The organism is Planctobacterium sp. AWM4_229, assembly GCF_056160305.1.
Map to the genome: position 1 here is coordinate 184,011 of NZ_JBSWWX010000005.1, position 15,193 is coordinate 199,203.

Genomic DNA, 15,193 nt, shown 5'->3' on the forward strand with positions numbered 1-15,193 from the left:
GTTACAGTTAATGAGATTGCGCGGTTTAGCTATTAGTTTATTTGGGATTCTGGCCATTCTGGGCAACGAAGTGAATGCCAAAGCCATGTCATTAACTCAACTTGCAGATGCTATTGAGGTTAACTATCAGGTGTTGTCTAATCTCGACAACCAGGACTGTAAAGCCTTGTTTTCTGGCGATTGTTTCACTGGTCAATTGCGTTTTTCAGTACCGGAATCTGTCACCAGTAAACCTTTTGCACTGTATTTTAGCCATATTGCGCCCATAAAATGGGACAACCATCCGCAGCTCGATATAGAACATATCAATGGTGATTTGCACCAGGTCTTGTTCAGCGGCAATGAGTTTTCCGATGCTACCGCAGTTGATATCCAATTTAAGGCGGCTTTCTGGCATGCCGCACATTCTGATGTGATGCCCAACTATTTTTTGGTGTCTAATACTGAAGGACCGGTGGTGGTGCAATCTACGGTACCGAAAATTGATACAGATACCGGGTTGCAAGTGATGCCACATTTGCTGCCTTTTGAAAAAGAGCAGCAATGGCGTCGTAACCCGGAAGATGACTTGCCGCTGGCGGATGCCGGCTGGCTATTTCAACATTATCAGGCGCTTCGAGCTGAGCCGGAAAAAGCTGAAATACAGCACAGTAGTGAGACGCCAAGAATCATCCCGCAGGTGAAAAAGGCCAGCTGGAATAGGGCTGAAACATTATCTCTCGACACCGGGCTGCAAGTTCGTTGGCAAGGGTTTACTGAAGACAGGGTAATACTGGAACTATTTCAGAAAGCGAACTTAGCAACCACTCCAAATGGTGTGCCTTTAACCCTGAAACTCAATAATGAGTTACCTGAATCTGCCTACCGCTTACAGATTGAGAGTAAGGGGATCGTCATAGAAGCGGCCGACAGAAATGGGCTGCAACACGCCGTGGTGTCTTTTTATCAGTTGCTGGTGAAACAAGACTCGGTGCTGCCTCTGGTTGATATTCAGGACGAGCCGCGTTACGAGTTCCGCGGGGTGCATGTGGATTTATCCCGTAACTTTTTAGGTAAACAGGTATTGTATCGCTTGTTAGATCAGATGTTTTATTTGAAGCTGAACAAGCTACACCTGCATCTTGCTGATGATGAAGGCTGGCGTTTACAGATCCCGGGTTTACCAGAGCTTACCGAAATCGGTGGCTTCAGATGCTTTGATCCACAAGAAGACAGTTGTCTTTTACCACAATTGGGCAGTGGCCCACACAAAAATAGTGCGGTAAATGGTTATCTTACAGTCTCGGAATATCAGGCCATTTTGCAATATGCTCATGAGCGCCATATTGAAATCATTCCTTCCTTTGACCTGCCCGGTCATGCCCGAGCCGCTGTCAAAGCCATGGAAGCCCGATATCGCAAATATAAAAAGCAGGAAAATCTCGAGGCCGCTAAAGAGTTCTTGCTCAGTGATTTTGCCGATGACACCCAGTACAGCTCAGTACAGTTTTACCACGACAATACGGTGAACCCCTGCCAGGAGTCTACCTATCACTTTATTGATACAGTGATTGGCAAAGTAAAAGCCATGCATAAAGCCGTCAATGCGCCGTTGTCTACCTATCATATTGGCGCCGATGAAACCGCCGGGGCCTGGGTTAACTCTCCGGTGTGTCAAACTCTGATTGAAAGCGATGACGATATTAATAGTGTTAAAGACTTAAAACCGATGTTTTTAACCCGGGTGATCGACATTATTGAAAAACACGGTCTTATCGCTGCCGGCTGGAGTGATGGAATGCACAAGGTTCTGGAGCTGGAAGCCGGAAAGCAACATCAGGTGAATGTTTGGGATACCCTTTATTGGGGTGGTCACGAGTTGGTGAAAGACTTTAGTAAACAAGGATGGAAAACCGTGCTTTCACACCCAGATGTATTGTACTTTGATTTTCCTTACGCCAATCACCCCAAAGAAACCGGTTATTATTGGGCATCCAAAAATACCGATAGCGTCAAAGTCTTCCAGTTTATGCCGGACAACCTGGCCGCTAACGCCAGCCAGTGGAAAGACCGCATGGGCCACAGTTACACCGCCAGTAACCAAGGTACGCAACCTGGTATCGCCGGAATGCAAAGCCAAATCTGGAGCGAGGCAGTGCGCTCCCCTGAAACCTTTGAGTATTTAATGTATCCAAGGTTGCAAACCTTTGCCGAACGCGCCTGGCACAAAGCGGACTGGGAAGTGCAATACGGCGATGCACAAACTTTTAGCTATCAAGATAAAACGCCGCAATTTAAATTGCAGTTACACGACTGGCAGGGCTTTAGTGCCGCCCTTGCAGGCTACATGAGTGAGCAAAAGCTATTCGATGGTAATTACAGACTACCACCGCCGGGAATGCGTAAATCGGCAGAGGGCATCGAAGTGAATACCTTATTGCAAGGTTTAGGCGTGCAATGTCGATGGGACGCGCAGCCTTGGTTTGAGGTATCCGGGGAGCTTGTTGAAGAAAGCCAGGCCCGTCAGCTAAGTTGCCGTACAGTTCAAAAGTCCAATGCCGGGAAAGGCGAGGACGCGACAGAAAGTGAGAAATTCAGCCCGATTACAGTTCTGGATTTGAGAGCAATATAATGCTCTTTTTTCGTTCAAAAATGACAGCGTTGTCATTGGGTTTGAAGGATTTGATTGTTTTTAATACAGATATCAGCAAGTGGGAGAGTGAAATTGACAAATAAGCCAACGCTTTATTTGGGTGTGGATGGTGGTGGAAGTAAGTGTCGCGCCATTATCCAGGATGCTCAGGGAACAACACTTGGAACAGGTCTGTCTGGAGCGGCTAATTTACTGAGAGGTACACAAAAAGCACAAGAGTCCGTGCTGGCAGCTTACTTGCAAGCACGCGAAGAGGCTGGCTTGAATAAGTCTGACGACAGTCGAGTTATCGCTGGATTAGGCCTGGCGGGAGCTAACCTGGAAACACTGAGTGAAGAGTTCATCACCACGTGGCAGCATCCCTTTAAGGCCGCATATCTCACCACAGATTTAGAAATTGCCTGTCTCGGAGCACATAAGGGGAAAGCGGGCGGTGTGATTATCATCGGCACCGGAAGTTGTGGTCTGGTAACTTCAGACAACGGCTCTTTGACGCTAGGCGGACACGGATTTTTGTTAGGGGATAAAGGCAGTGGAGCCTGGTTTGGACTGTCGGCCGTGCAATACTGCCTGGAGGCACTTAGTGGTTTGCAGCCTGATTCTACCCTGGTCGCTGCGATTCAGGAGTTTACAGGGTGTCATAGCGAACAGGCAATGATCACGCGCTTTGCCGACGCGGCACCTAAAGATTTTGCCGCATTGGCGCCTTTGGTGTTTGAACAAGCGCAGCGTAGTGACAAGGCGGCAGAAAAGATTATTCAAAGCGGCGTCGGTTATATAGCGTCCTTGTGCACCACGCTTTTAAGCAAGGCACCACCCAGGTTTAGTCTGATTGGCGGTCTTGCTCCACTTATTGCCGAGCGGCTGCCCACCGAACTGGCAAATCAAATTTCGCCCCCTTTGAGTGAGCCCGAAGAGGGAGCTGTTTTGTACGCACGCCAATGTGCGCAATCTTTTAATATTCATGATGTTGCTTCTACAAACGAAGCGCATTCAGTAACCTGATAAGAGGTTTTATTATGAGCAGTTTAATGGCGCGAGAAGCGCTTTCTACGCCGGATATCATCAAGCAGCAACTCAATGCCAATCAACCCGTGGTTGAACACCTGGTGGCAGAAATAAAACGCCGTGACATCAAGATGATCATGATGGTGGGCAGAGGATCTTCCGACCATGCAGGCGTTTTTGCAAAATACCTATTTGAGGTGGAATTGGGGATCCCCGTTTGCTTTGCGGCCCCTTCCGTTAGCGGGGTATATGACAAACAGTTAAGCTTGCACAATACCCTGGCAATTGTGATCTCTCAGTCAGGAAAAAGCCCGGATTTACTCAATCAAACCAAAGCGATTCAGGCCGCGGGTGCCTGGTGTATCGCACTGGTTAACGATGGTTATTCGCCTTTGGCGGCACTGGCCGATGCGATTTTACCGATTCGCGCCGAAGCTGAATTGGCAGTCGCTGCCACCAAGAGTTACATGGCAACACTATCGGCACTGTTACAGCTTACCGCAGAATGGAAAGGCGATAACAAGTTGTTAAATGATGTACATCAACTTCCGGATGCGCTGCGCAATATCACCGAGGGTAAACCTCAATTAACCGCGGAGTTTTTGCGCGGGTTACGCCATTGTGTCGTTCTTGGCCGCGGCTTTGGTTATGCTATTGCTCGAGAAATTGCCCTTAAGTTGAAAGAGGTGTGCAGTATCCATGCAGAAGCGTTTAGCAGTGCCGAATTTATTCATGGTCCGGTGACGCTGGTGGAGAGCGAGCTGGCGGTCATCAGTATCAATATTGAAGATGAATCCCATGTTGTGCATCAACAACAGATAAAAGATGTCGCGCATCGCGGCGCCAGACTGTTGACCATCAGTCATCCGGAATTAGAGTTGTCACCCAGATTATTGCCCCTACTGGTAATGTTGCGCTTTTATTTAGATGTGGAGCACGTGGCGCAAACTATGGGGATGAACCCTGACGCGCCTCCCGGACTTAAAAAAGTCACCGAAACGGTGTAATAAAAGGACAAAAAATATGGCTACTCAGTGTTTTACGGTAGACAAGATCCTCACCTCTACAGGGTGGCAGTTACTTCAAAAAGTGACCGTTGAAAATGGAAAAATTACTGATATCTCTGCTGCCAGCAAGGCCGTAGAGCAGCACTATTTTGGCACTTTGATACCGGGCTTTGTTGATCTGCAAGTGAATGGAGGCGGCGGTAAACTACTCAATCTTGAGCCAGAGCTGGCCACGGTAAAAACGATAGTGGATGCACATCGGCAATTTGGTACCACCGCCATGTTGCCCACGCTCATTACCGACAACATTGATACAATGCAGTGCAGTGCCGATGCTGTCGCCGAAGCAATAGTTGAGGGTGTTGACGAAGTTATCGGCATCCACTTTGAAGGCCCTTTGCTGCAAAAGGACAAAAAAGGCGTTCACCCGGAGCAGTTTATTCGTCCGGTATCAGACGCTGAACTGACTTTATATTGCCGTCAGGATTTAGGTGAAGTATTGGTTACCCTGGCGCCGGATAATGTTTCTCCCGATGTTATCAAAGACCTGGTAAAGCAAGGCGTGCATGTTTGCCTGGGCCATTCCAATGCCAATTTTGAACAGGTGTGTGCTGCACTTGAGGCGGGAGCGACCGGGTTCACTCATATTTATAATGCCATGTCGCCACTGACTTCTCGAGAGCCTGGAATGGTGGGAGCCGCTTTGGCAGATAAGGCGAGTTATGCCGGATTGGTTTTGGACCATCACCACGTGCATCCCGCCATGAGTAAGCTGGCAATAGAAACTAAAGGTATCGATAAAATTTTTCTGGTAACCGACGCCATGGCACATGTAGGTTGTGCCCAGCAAGCACTGCCTTACTTTGATACCCTGATCCAACGTGATGGCGATAAACTCACCACGCCAGATGGCACTTTGGCGGGTTCCTGTCTTGATATGAGGCAGGCGGTATTAAATGCTCATAGAGATCTGGCGATACCGCTGGAGCAGGCAATAAAAATGGCTTCTCTTACCCCTGTAAGTTATCTTGACCTCTCGAGTAACTTAGGCGAACTTGCTGTGGGAAAACGCGCAGACTATATCTTGTTGGACTCTGCATTGAACATTGACGCTGTCTTTGTTGCAGGAGTGCAAAAAACTAATAAAGCAGGAATAAATCATGACCAGCAATAGTGTATCCAGACCTCTAACCGGCGCTAACAGCAGCCTGGTACCGATGCTAATTATCGGTGCGCTTTTTTTCGTCTTCGGTTTTGTCACCTGGCTAAACGGTGCACTCATCCCATTTTTGCAAATGGTGTGTCAGCTTACCGAAACTCAGGCGCTGATGGTGGCTTTTTGTTTTTATGTCGCTTATGTGGTGATGGCGTTACCAGCGGCAATGGTGTTGGAGAAAACCGGTTATCGCATGGGAATGGTGATTGGGTTGGCGCTGATTGCGTTAGGCGCCTTGTTGTTCGTGCCCGCAGCCTTATCCCGCGAGTTTGCACTTTTTCTGGGAGCACAGTTCATCATGGGCTCAGGACTTACCATCTTGCAAACGGCGTCTAACCCTTACATTGTTAAGATAGGGCCGGAAGAAAGCGCCGCTGCTCGTATTGCAATAATGGGCTTGCTGAATAAAGCCGCGGGTGTTTTGGCGCCATTGTTATTTACCGCGTTAGTGCTGGGTGATTTTGCCCATATTTCCAGTGCCTCATTGGCAGCCATGACTGAAGCTGAGCGCAGCAGTCAAATAGCGTCCATGTCCAATGGTCTGGTTGTACCTTATGTGGGGATGGCTGTGGTGCTGTTGCTTCTGGCCGGAGCCTTAAAGCTCTCGTCACTACCAGAAATCTCTATGGATGACAGCGAGACCGAAGTTGCCGATGCAGGTTCAGTATTGCAGTTTCCGCAATTAGTATTAGGAGCCATCGCGTTATTCTGTTATGTGGGTGTTGAAGTGGTAGCCGGTGACACTATTGGTTTGTATGGCTCTAAATTGGGTATTGAGAATGCCACATCACTCACTTCGCTAACTATGTTTGGTATGGTGGCAGGTTACCTGGCGGGATTGGTGTTGATCCCCAGGTACCTTAAACAGCAGACGGCCTTGTTGCTATCAGCCGTGTTAGGGCTATTACTCACCGCGCTTATTATGTTTGCTGACCCTGAGCAACAGAGTTTTTCTTTTTTATGGGGTTGGGCTGGGTTTAGCGAGATCCCTGATGTGATCACTTATGTGGCGTTATTGGGATTGGCAAATGCCATGGTATGGCCATCTCTTTGGCCTCTGGCACTAACTGGCTTAGGTAAGTTCACCTCTAAAGGCGCCGCAATATTAATCATGGGGATCGCCGGTGGTGCCATACTGCCATTGGGCTACGGGTTATTGGCCGACAATGCCGGTAGCCAAACTGCCTATGTGATCATGCTGCCTTGTTATTTATTTATTCTGTATTACGCCTTATTCGGTTACCGGATGAGACGCTGGGGTTAAATAGTTTTTGATATTGCAATCAGGCTGCTATTTCGCAGCCTTTTTTATATGCGCAAAGGCCTTTCTTTTAGTCATAATTTAGCATATTCGCTGAATTTTAGTGAATATCACTAAATATTCGTAAAACATTTAGTTTTGATTAAGCTTTTATTAATAGAATTTGTGTATAAATCACTATAAATCAATAAGTTATAATTTTGGTGCGGTTATTGAATTATTTATGCCAAACAGGGAGTGGCAAGATTTCGCATTCCCGTTGCCACGATGAACACACTTCTATGGAGATAAAAAATGAAAAAGCATTTGTTAGCACTATTGGTAGCCGGTCCGTTAGCGTTGGGTTTGAGCGGTTGTGTTATTTCAGTGGACAGTGATGGCTGGGACGGTCATACCGTTGACTGGGAAGATCGCGAATACAAAAACCGCAAAGTCATCGCAGAATTGGAATTAGATCTGGGGACTCAGCAAGTAAAAGATCGCTTAGGTGTGCCAGATTTTAATGAAACACTACGTCGCGACGGTGAAACTTACACTGTATTGTTCTATCGCACCCAGCGTATGCACGGTGACGGCAAGACCACGAAAGATGAATGTACTCCACTGGTATTCAAAAATGGTGCGTTAGTGGGTTGGGGAGATACTGCCCTTAACCGTATTTAATGGTCTGCATTAAACGATAATTACGAACAAATCACTTGATGGTAAAGTGAACCCATCTCCCTGAACAAAGCCGACGTCGTCGGCATTTTCTTTTATCGTATTTTATTGGCCATTTCCGGGCATCTTGTCCGACCTGTTACTATGAATCTGATTTTATTTTCACACTTTATTAACAATTCCTTCCGCTTCATGTAGATTAAATCTAAAGAAGACTCGGGGAAGAGAATGAATACCAGCGAAGCGCAGGCACTTAATAAAAATATAAAAGCCGTTTTCCTGACCGCCGAAGACCTCAAAGTTGCAGGCTCTTTGTTATATCAGGCTTATCATGATGATCCGCTTTTTATCGACATCTTCCAGTCTGAAAAAGAGGGCTATGAACAGCGTTTGCGCTCAGCCATTCGGGAGGAGTTAAATGCATTTTGGATGGCCAAACAACCCATGGTTGGGCTATTTGACGAGGAGCGGTTATTGGCTGTTGCTTGTTTAACTCACTCTGATTCTGCTTTTGGTCCGGGGCGTTTCTGGCATTGGCGCTTGAAAATGCTGCTGACTGCTGGCTTTTTTTGTACCAAACAAATGATGGAAAAAGACCAGAAAATTCAGCAGAACGTACCAGCCGAACACTATCATTTACTGTCGTTAATTGGTGTTCACCCCGACGAGCAACATCATGGCCTGGGGCATTTATTGATGTCTGCGGTGGAGTCTGTGATGTTGGAAAACCCAAATAGCAGTGGCGTCGCTGTGTATGCCACCTTACCTAAGTACATGCATTTCTTTGAAGATACTGGCTATAAGTTAGTGAAAGAGCTGGAAGTGGGCCACATCAGCGGCCATTTGATGTTCAGGGAACGGCCTGAATAAGTTTGTCAGGATAATAGCGGTCAGTTCATGCGATAGGGCGGCACAGTGGTGGCAACTGCTCTATGGCCTTCCATTTCTAATAACCCTTGATATTTATCTTCGCCATTGCCTGAAAATTCAAAAACAAATTGGGTTTTCCAGTCGGGCTTGCCGCGCACCAGGCCAAATCGGGTTTTATCCCGGGCGACACTGATGAGCTGTAATCCTTGTTTTTCGCAATACAAATTGAGGTAGCGGTTTGCTGCCTCGCTGATGGCGCGAATTCGCCAAAATTGAGCAATCACTACGACTGCGACCAGGATAAATAAAATATCACTCAAGGCAAACATCAGGCACGTCCAAACAGTTGATTGATGCCCTGTGCCAGTGTGTCACTGCGTTGTGGATCGCGCAGACGCCGCAACATAATGTCTCGTAATGATGGAATCTGTACCAGATCAGCGTACAGTGCGGGTAATAAGTCCAATCGAGCGGCTTCTTCCATAAACAAAGTGAGAAAATCATAATCCTCACATAAGCCCCAGTGGCGACCCGCAAGTACGATAAGGTGATCACCACAACTGAGTTTATTAGCTAATAAACCCCGCAAATTTTCTCGGAGTTTGTCTTTTTCCGAATATTGGCTCAACGCTCTGAGCAAAGGAATAAACAACTTGTGCTCAGGACGTGTTTTTTGCAGCAAGCCAAATAAAAACTCTGCCAGTTCAGCGGGTAAAGTAACGTTTTCCAGCGACGCCATAAGGGTGGTTTGCACAAGCTCTGCATAGTTAGCAAACTGCTGGATGATATGTTGCTGGTTGTGTTCCAGATTGAGATTAAAAATGACATCGCTAAGGCCCTGCAGTGCCACTTCTTGCCAATCATTCAAATCAGGGCGAGCGATGTAGTTTTTCGCCGCAGCATAAAATTGTCCGGGTTTTAGTCCCAGCAACACTCTGGCGTAGCTGTTAAAGTCGGCCAGTTGCGATTGATTCGGGGTGAATAAAAACGGGTTATCTGGCAAAGACTTATCCGAATCATCATTGAGCAATTCACTGCCCAAGGCCTCTATCACAATACTTAAAAACTGATCCCGTTGCGCACCCACAACATTGCCCTGTTCATCCAATGGTAACTTGATGAACCAGATAAAATGTTGCTTTGACAAGCTTTTATTCCAGAACAATATCCCCAACCAAAGCATTTGTTGGCGCGGACGCGGCGCTTGTTGCAAACCATTTTCAATCTCGAGAAAGGATTGATTGTCCAGCAATTTAAAACCGCGTCCCATATCGACAATGCGATATTCTGTACCGGCTTCGAGTAAAAATTCACTAATAGTGGAAATTGTTGTCATCGTGTTCTCTGAAAACAGTGTTGCAAAGGTTATAATGGCGCTCAAAATATTAACATGAATTTGGAGGTGAGTTCTGAACCTTGACCTCAACAATCAGAACCAGCTGTTAAATGAGCTCGCAAAATTGTTGCAAGAATTGGAGACGACTTTGCGGAAATTCAAGCTTTGGCAGCAAAATTCCATCGTCATTGAACAGGTCACTACGCCTTTTGGTGTTGGCCAAATTCAATTTACTGAATGGTTACAGTTTATCTACCTGCCCAAAATGAAAAGTTTAGTACAGGCGGGTGCGGGTATCCCAAAGGCTGAAATAACGCCCTACGCAGAAGAAGCATTGCCCTCGGGAGACGCTCGTGAAGCTTTGCTTGTGTGTATTCAAAAGCTGGATAACTTGAGTGTTACAGCACATGTGTGAAAGCAACCATATCGTGAGGTTGCCGGAGTTGGTTATCCCGGAGCAATTACCTGTATTGTATCAAGATGAGCATCTGGTGGTGATTGATAAACCGGCAGGTTTACTCGTACACCGCAGTATGATTGATAGGCACGAAACCCGATTTGCCATGCAAATGTTGCGAGATCAAATAGGTCAGCATGTTTATCCGGTGCATCGGCTGGATAAACCCACTGCCGGAGTGCTGATTTTTGCTCTCGATGCACAAACTGCCAGGTTAATGAGTGAGCAGTTGGAGAACCATCAAATTGAAAAGCGCTATCTGGCTATCGTAAGGGGGTACCTCAGCGGACAGGGGGAGATTGCTCACCCTCTTAAGGAAAAGCTGGACAAAATCGCGGATAAAAAAGCACGTCAAGACAAACCTCCTCAGGAGGCCATCTCGTTTTACAAGAGTATTCAACAAGTCGAAATTCCCATCGCAGTGGGCAAGTACGCCACGGCAAGATATAGCCTGGTCGCGTTACTACCGAAAACGGGTAGAAAGCATCAATTGCGTCGTCACATGTCTCATTTACGTCATCCCATCTTGGGGGACGTTAATTATGGCGACAATAAACACAATCGTTTTTTACGTGAGTCTTGTAATTTCCCCGGACTAGCCTTATGGTCCCATCAAATTAAATTTAAGCATCCCTATAATGAGCGCATGATCTCGTTGCAATGTGATTTGCCGTCACGATTTGAACACCTGTGGCAGCATTGGGGATTAGACAATACAACAATCAAGCATTTATGGAGTAACTGGTGGCCAGTGTAAGTATTTTTGTCGGTTCAGTGTATGGCAACGCGCAGCATGTTGCAGAGCAGTGTGAGGAAAATCTCGTAGAAATAGGACACGATGTGTCTTTGTTCAGTGAGCCAGAAATCGATGATTTTAAGGAAGCGGAAAATGTGCTGGTGATCACCTCAACAACTGGACAGGGCGACCTACCACCTAATATCGAGTTTTTTGCCCAGGATCTGCGTGACCAGATGCCATTGATGGGCGGCAAATCGTTTGCTGTTGTTGCCTTAGGCGATAGTAGTTATGGCGATACCTTTGGTGGTGCGGGACATACTATGTATGAGATTTTAACTGAGCTACAAGGCAAACCAATGGCAGATTTGTTCATAGTCGATGCTATGGAGACGTTTGAACCGGAATCTGAAGTTGTTCCTTGGGTGACAAAGTTATTTAGTGTTAACTAGTTAAAAAAAAGGCTCCATCAGGAGCCTTTTTTAGTTTGACTTGTTTATTCTGCGCCTCTCAATAAGGCATTGATACCCACTTTTGAACGGGTTTGTGCGTCCACTTTTTTCACAATGATAGCTGCGTAAAGGCTGTATTTACCATCTTTGGATGGCAGATTACCTGGCACTACCACCGCTCCGGCTGGAACACGTCCATAATGAATTTCTCCAGTTTCACGGTCGTAGATGCGAGTGCTTTGACCAATGTAGACCCCCATTGAAATGACGGCCCCTTCTTCAACGATAACGCCCTCTACGATTTCTGAGCGAGCTCCGATAAAGCAGTTATCCTCAATGATAGTCGGATTGGCTTGCAGCGGCTCCAATACGCCGCCGATTCCAACACCGCCTGAAAGATGCACGTTTTTACCGATTTGAGCACAAGAGCCTACGGTTGCCCAAGTATCTACCATAGTACCTTCATCAACAAAGGCGCCAATATTTACATAAGACGGCATCAGTACCACATTTTTGCCTATGTAGCTGCCTGTGCGCACTGTGGCTGGTGGTACGACCCGCATGCCTTCTTGTTGAAATTGCTCAGCACTGTAATCGGAGAACTTAAGGGGAACTTTGTCGTAAAAGCGGCTTTCTGCACCATCCATTACCGCATTGTCATGTAAGCGGAAAAACAACAATACCGCTTTTTTAAGCCACTGATGCACTACCCATTCACCCGCGATTTTTTCAGCTACACGCGCTTCACCGGAATTAAGCAGTGCTATCGATTTCTGAACGGCGAGTTTTACCGCCTCATCAGCAGAGGCTGGAGTAATATTTGCTCTGTTCTCAAAAGCCGTTTCAATGATGGTTTGCAGGTCTGACAAATTCGTCATGGGTTTCTGTGTTCCTATAGGTTTAACTGGCTAGTCGCTATCCGACAGCCTTTCTGAGATTGTTTGTTTTAATTGCACCTGTTGTTCGTTAGTCAGGCATTTTCCTTCGCTATTGCTCAAGATAAATAAATCTTCTGCTCGCTCACCTATGGTGGTGATTTTGGCGTGGTGTAATGACAAATCCTGCTCCACGAATATGTGCCCAAGCTTGGCTAATAAGCCTGGTGCATCCAGTGCTTCCAGCTCCATCATGGTGACATCATCCTGATTGCCAAAAAAGCGCACTTTGGTGGGCACCGCTAACTGTTTTAATTGCCGTGGAATACGCCGTTTGTTGACGTGTTCGACACCGGGCTTTTGCAGTTGCGTCACAATAGCGTCTTGTAAACTCTTAAGTCTACTGGGTGAGCTTATGCGTTTTCCATCCTGTTCCAAAATAATAAAACTATCAAAGATATAACCATCTTGCGTCATCATTAACTGCGCGTCCTGAATAGAGCAGTTTCTGCTGTCCAGTACGGATGCCACTTGCGCGAATAACCGCGGTCTGTCTTCACCATACATGAGCAGTTCTGTTCCGCTTTTCGCCGTACCATCAGTAACGGCGACAACAAGGGGATAATGCTCGTTGTAGAGGTTGTGCAAAATAATATGCGTATGCCAGGCAATTTGGTCTGGTTTGAAGCGGGCAAAATAGTCCGCAGGAAATTTCTGCCAGGCTTTTTCTACCGCTGATTCTTCATAGTCTTCCAGGAGCGAACGCATGGCACTGGCTTTGTGCTCTTTTTCTCTGGATTGCAAATCGAATTTGTTTTCAAGCCCATTCTCCAGTGCTTTTTGTGTCATCAGGAAAAGCTCGCGCAGCAGAGAGGATTTCCATTCATTCCAGAGGTTGCTATTGGTGGCGCGAATATCTGCAAGCGTTAATGCATACAGTAGTTCAAGCTGTTCTTGGGTCCTGACTGTGGCCGCAAAATCTTGTACTACCTCGGGATCGTAAATATCCCGTCTCTGGGCAATAACCGACATGGTCAAATGCTGTGCCACTAGCCACTTGATCAGATTTTTATCTTTTTCAGGGATGTCGTGCAATTGACAAAATTGCTCCACATCTTCAGCGCCCAATTTGGAGTGATCGCCGTTTCTGCCTTTGGCAATATCGTGGAAGATGCCCGCCAGAAATAGCAATTCCGGCTTGTCCGCATTGCGCATAATACGTCCACAGCGAGGAAACTCGTGATCAAACTCTTTGTGGTTGTAACGGGCCAGGTTTTTAATCAGGCGGTGGGTATGCTCATCAACGGTGTAGGCATGGAACAAGTCGAATTGCATCATGCCAACAATGTGGTTCCATTGGGGGATATAGCTTTGCATAATGCCGTGCTTGTGCATTAAATCCCAGCTCAATTCGAAAAAGTCAGTCTTCTTCACCAAAGCTAAAAAGGATTCACGGCACTCGGGGTATTCACATAAAAAGATGTCTTGTTCCTGATAGACTCTGCGGGCGTTACGCAGAAGTCGCAGGGTAGAGGCGTGCATACCTTTAATTTCTGGATTATCCGTAATAATGTGAAAAAAATTGAGGATTTTTACCGGCGCATCAAATACGTTTTCGTGTCGCGCATGCACCAGGCCGCCCTTAACATCAAAGTCGTCAGAAATGACTTTTTCGACTTTTAATCGCTCCCCCAACATTTCATGGCGAAAATGACCAAGTAGCATTTCGTTCAGCTCTCGGACTCGGCGCACCACCCGGAAAAACGCCTTCATCATTTTTTCTACTGAAGCTTTGCCCTCATCACCATAGCCAAGCCGGCGGGCAACTTCTGGTTGATAGTCGAATAACAAACGGTTTTCGCTACGACCAGCAATGATGTGCAGAATGAATCGAATTCGCCACAAATGACTGCGACATTCCGTGAGCTCATCTAGCTCCCGGCGCGTGAAATAACCGTAATCCACCAGGTCTTTGCCCTTTAAAACACTAAAGTGTTTTTTGGCTACCCAACCGATGCATTGGATGTCGCGTAAACAACCCGGATTTTCTTTTACATTGGGCTCCAGATTATAACTGGTGCCATTAAATTTAGCGTGGCGAACCTGTTGCTCGTCGAATTTAGCTGTATAGAACAGCTTGCTTGGCCAAAAGGCGCGGGACTGCAGTTTGTCGTGAAGTTCATCGAAGACACTATGGCTGCCAATAAGTACTCGAGATTCAATCAGATTAGTGGCGATAGTGACATCTTCTTTGGCCAGTTTGATGGTTTCCTTGATGGTGCGCACCGATTGGCCGATGTCCAGACCAATATCCCAGAGAATGGTGATGAATTGTGTCACTTTCTCCTGAGTGGTTTTGTCCAAAGTTTTGTGCGACAGGATAAGTAAATCAACATCGGAATATGGCTGTAAATGACCACGACCGTAACCACCTACTGCCACCAGAGCGAGTTGTTTTACTTGCTCCAGCTCCAGCAATCGCCAAATGTGGCTAAGTACAGCGTCGACAAATGCCGCTCGGCCAGTCACCAGGGTGTTAACATCGGTGGTTTCAAATTCTTGTTCCAGCCAGTCATAAGAGTTGCTAATGCACTCTTTAAACGCTTTGGTATTGTTGGGGCTGGTGATCAGGCGCACCTGACTAAGTAAGCTTTGCAGTGCCAATGTTATTCCCCTGGTTTTA

The 15,193-nt window shown here is 46.6% G+C and carries 14 protein-coding genes; 10 read left to right on the top strand and 4 right to left on the bottom strand.

What is annotated here, in order from left to right; translation table 11 throughout:
* Positions 1 to 10 precede the first annotated feature (10 nt).
* From ACXAGP_RS12525 to ACXAGP_RS12555, 7 genes are all read left to right on the top strand, one after another.
* Complete coding sequence (locus ACXAGP_RS12525; protein ID WP_475261781.1) at positions 11 to 2,611, top strand: family 20 glycosylhydrolase; 2,601 nt, start codon at positions 11 to 13, stop codon at positions 2,609 to 2,611.
* A gap of 93 nt (positions 2,612 to 2,704) precedes the next feature.
* On the top strand, positions 2,705 to 3,637 hold the full coding sequence (locus ACXAGP_RS12530; protein WP_475261783.1) for a glucosamine kinase nucleotide-binding domain-containing protein: 933 nt from the start codon (positions 2,705 to 2,707) through the stop codon (positions 3,635 to 3,637).
* A gap of 11 nt (positions 3,638 to 3,648) precedes the next feature.
* Entirely contained in the window at positions 3,649 to 4,647 is a 999-nt protein-coding gene (gene nagB-II, locus ACXAGP_RS12535; protein WP_475262122.1) for a glucosamine-6-phosphate deaminase NagB-II, read from the top strand.
* Positions 4,648 to 4,663: 16 nt separating this feature from the next.
* The gene (gene nagA / locus ACXAGP_RS12540) at positions 4,664 to 5,821 is read left to right on the top strand and encodes an N-acetylglucosamine-6-phosphate deacetylase (protein ID WP_475261784.1); all 1,158 of its coding nucleotides are present in this window, start codon (positions 4,664 to 4,666) and stop codon (positions 5,819 to 5,821) included.
* Positions 5,808 to 7,127 (top strand): glucose/galactose MFS transporter, encoded by a 1,320-nt coding sequence (gene gluP, locus ACXAGP_RS12545; protein ID WP_475261786.1) that lies wholly within the window; start codon positions 5,808 to 5,810, stop codon positions 7,125 to 7,127. The genes nagA and gluP overlap by 14 nt, the downstream gene beginning before the upstream one ends.
* A 291-nt stretch (positions 7,128 to 7,418) precedes the next feature.
* A complete protein-coding gene (locus ACXAGP_RS12550) occupies positions 7,419 to 7,787 on the top strand; it encodes a DUF3192 domain-containing protein (RefSeq protein ID WP_338293683.1) in 369 nt (122 codons plus the stop codon).
* Between the two features lie 225 nt (positions 7,788 to 8,012).
* A complete protein-coding gene (locus tag ACXAGP_RS12555) occupies positions 8,013 to 8,654 on the top strand; it encodes an N-acetyltransferase (RefSeq protein WP_338293682.1) in 642 nt (213 codons plus the stop codon).
* 20 nt (positions 8,655 to 8,674) lie between these two features.
* Here ACXAGP_RS12555 and ACXAGP_RS12560 read toward each other — a convergent pair whose 3' ends face one another.
* On the bottom strand, positions 8,675 to 8,983 hold the full coding sequence (locus tag ACXAGP_RS12560) for a DUF3301 domain-containing protein (protein ID WP_475261787.1): 309 nt from the start codon (positions 8,981 to 8,983) through the stop codon (positions 8,675 to 8,677).
* Positions 8,983 to 9,990 carry a DUF3549 family protein gene (locus tag ACXAGP_RS12565; protein WP_475261789.1) on the bottom strand — a complete coding sequence of 336 codons (1,008 nt, stop codon included), beginning with the start codon at positions 9,988 to 9,990 and terminating at the stop codon, positions 8,983 to 8,985. The genes ACXAGP_RS12560 and ACXAGP_RS12565 overlap by 1 nt, the downstream gene beginning before the upstream one ends.
* Before the next feature lie 127 nt (positions 9,991 to 10,117).
* Between ACXAGP_RS12565 and ACXAGP_RS12570 the strand changes: the two genes are divergently transcribed.
* Genes ACXAGP_RS12570 through ACXAGP_RS12580 form a run of 3 tightly spaced genes read left to right on the top strand, consistent with a single transcriptional unit; the run spans position 10,118 to position 11,635 of the window.
* The gene (locus tag ACXAGP_RS12570; protein ID WP_475262123.1) at positions 10,118 to 10,405 is read left to right on the top strand and encodes a YqcC family protein; all 288 of its coding nucleotides are present in this window, start codon (positions 10,118 to 10,120) and stop codon (positions 10,403 to 10,405) included.
* The gene (truC, locus tag ACXAGP_RS12575) at positions 10,386 to 11,204 is read left to right on the top strand and encodes a tRNA pseudouridine(65) synthase TruC (protein WP_475261790.1); all 819 of its coding nucleotides are present in this window, start codon (positions 10,386 to 10,388) and stop codon (positions 11,202 to 11,204) included. The genes ACXAGP_RS12570 and truC overlap by 20 nt, the downstream gene beginning before the upstream one ends.
* On the top strand, positions 11,192 to 11,635 hold the full coding sequence (locus ACXAGP_RS12580) for a flavodoxin domain-containing protein (protein WP_475261791.1): 444 nt from the start codon (positions 11,192 to 11,194) through the stop codon (positions 11,633 to 11,635). Before truC ends, ACXAGP_RS12580 begins: the two co-directional genes overlap by 13 nt.
* A gap of 44 nt (positions 11,636 to 11,679) precedes the next feature.
* Here ACXAGP_RS12580 and dapD read toward each other — a convergent pair whose 3' ends face one another.
* Positions 11,680 to 12,504 carry a 2,3,4,5-tetrahydropyridine-2,6-dicarboxylate N-succinyltransferase gene (gene dapD / locus ACXAGP_RS12585; protein ID WP_475262124.1) on the bottom strand — a complete coding sequence of 275 codons (825 nt, stop codon included), beginning with the start codon at positions 12,502 to 12,504 and terminating at the stop codon, positions 11,680 to 11,682.
* A gap of 39 nt (positions 12,505 to 12,543) precedes the next feature.
* Entirely contained in the window at positions 12,544 to 15,174 is a 2,631-nt protein-coding gene (glnD, locus tag ACXAGP_RS12590) for a [protein-PII] uridylyltransferase (protein WP_475261793.1), read from the bottom strand.
* Positions 15,175 to 15,193 lie beyond the last annotated feature (19 nt).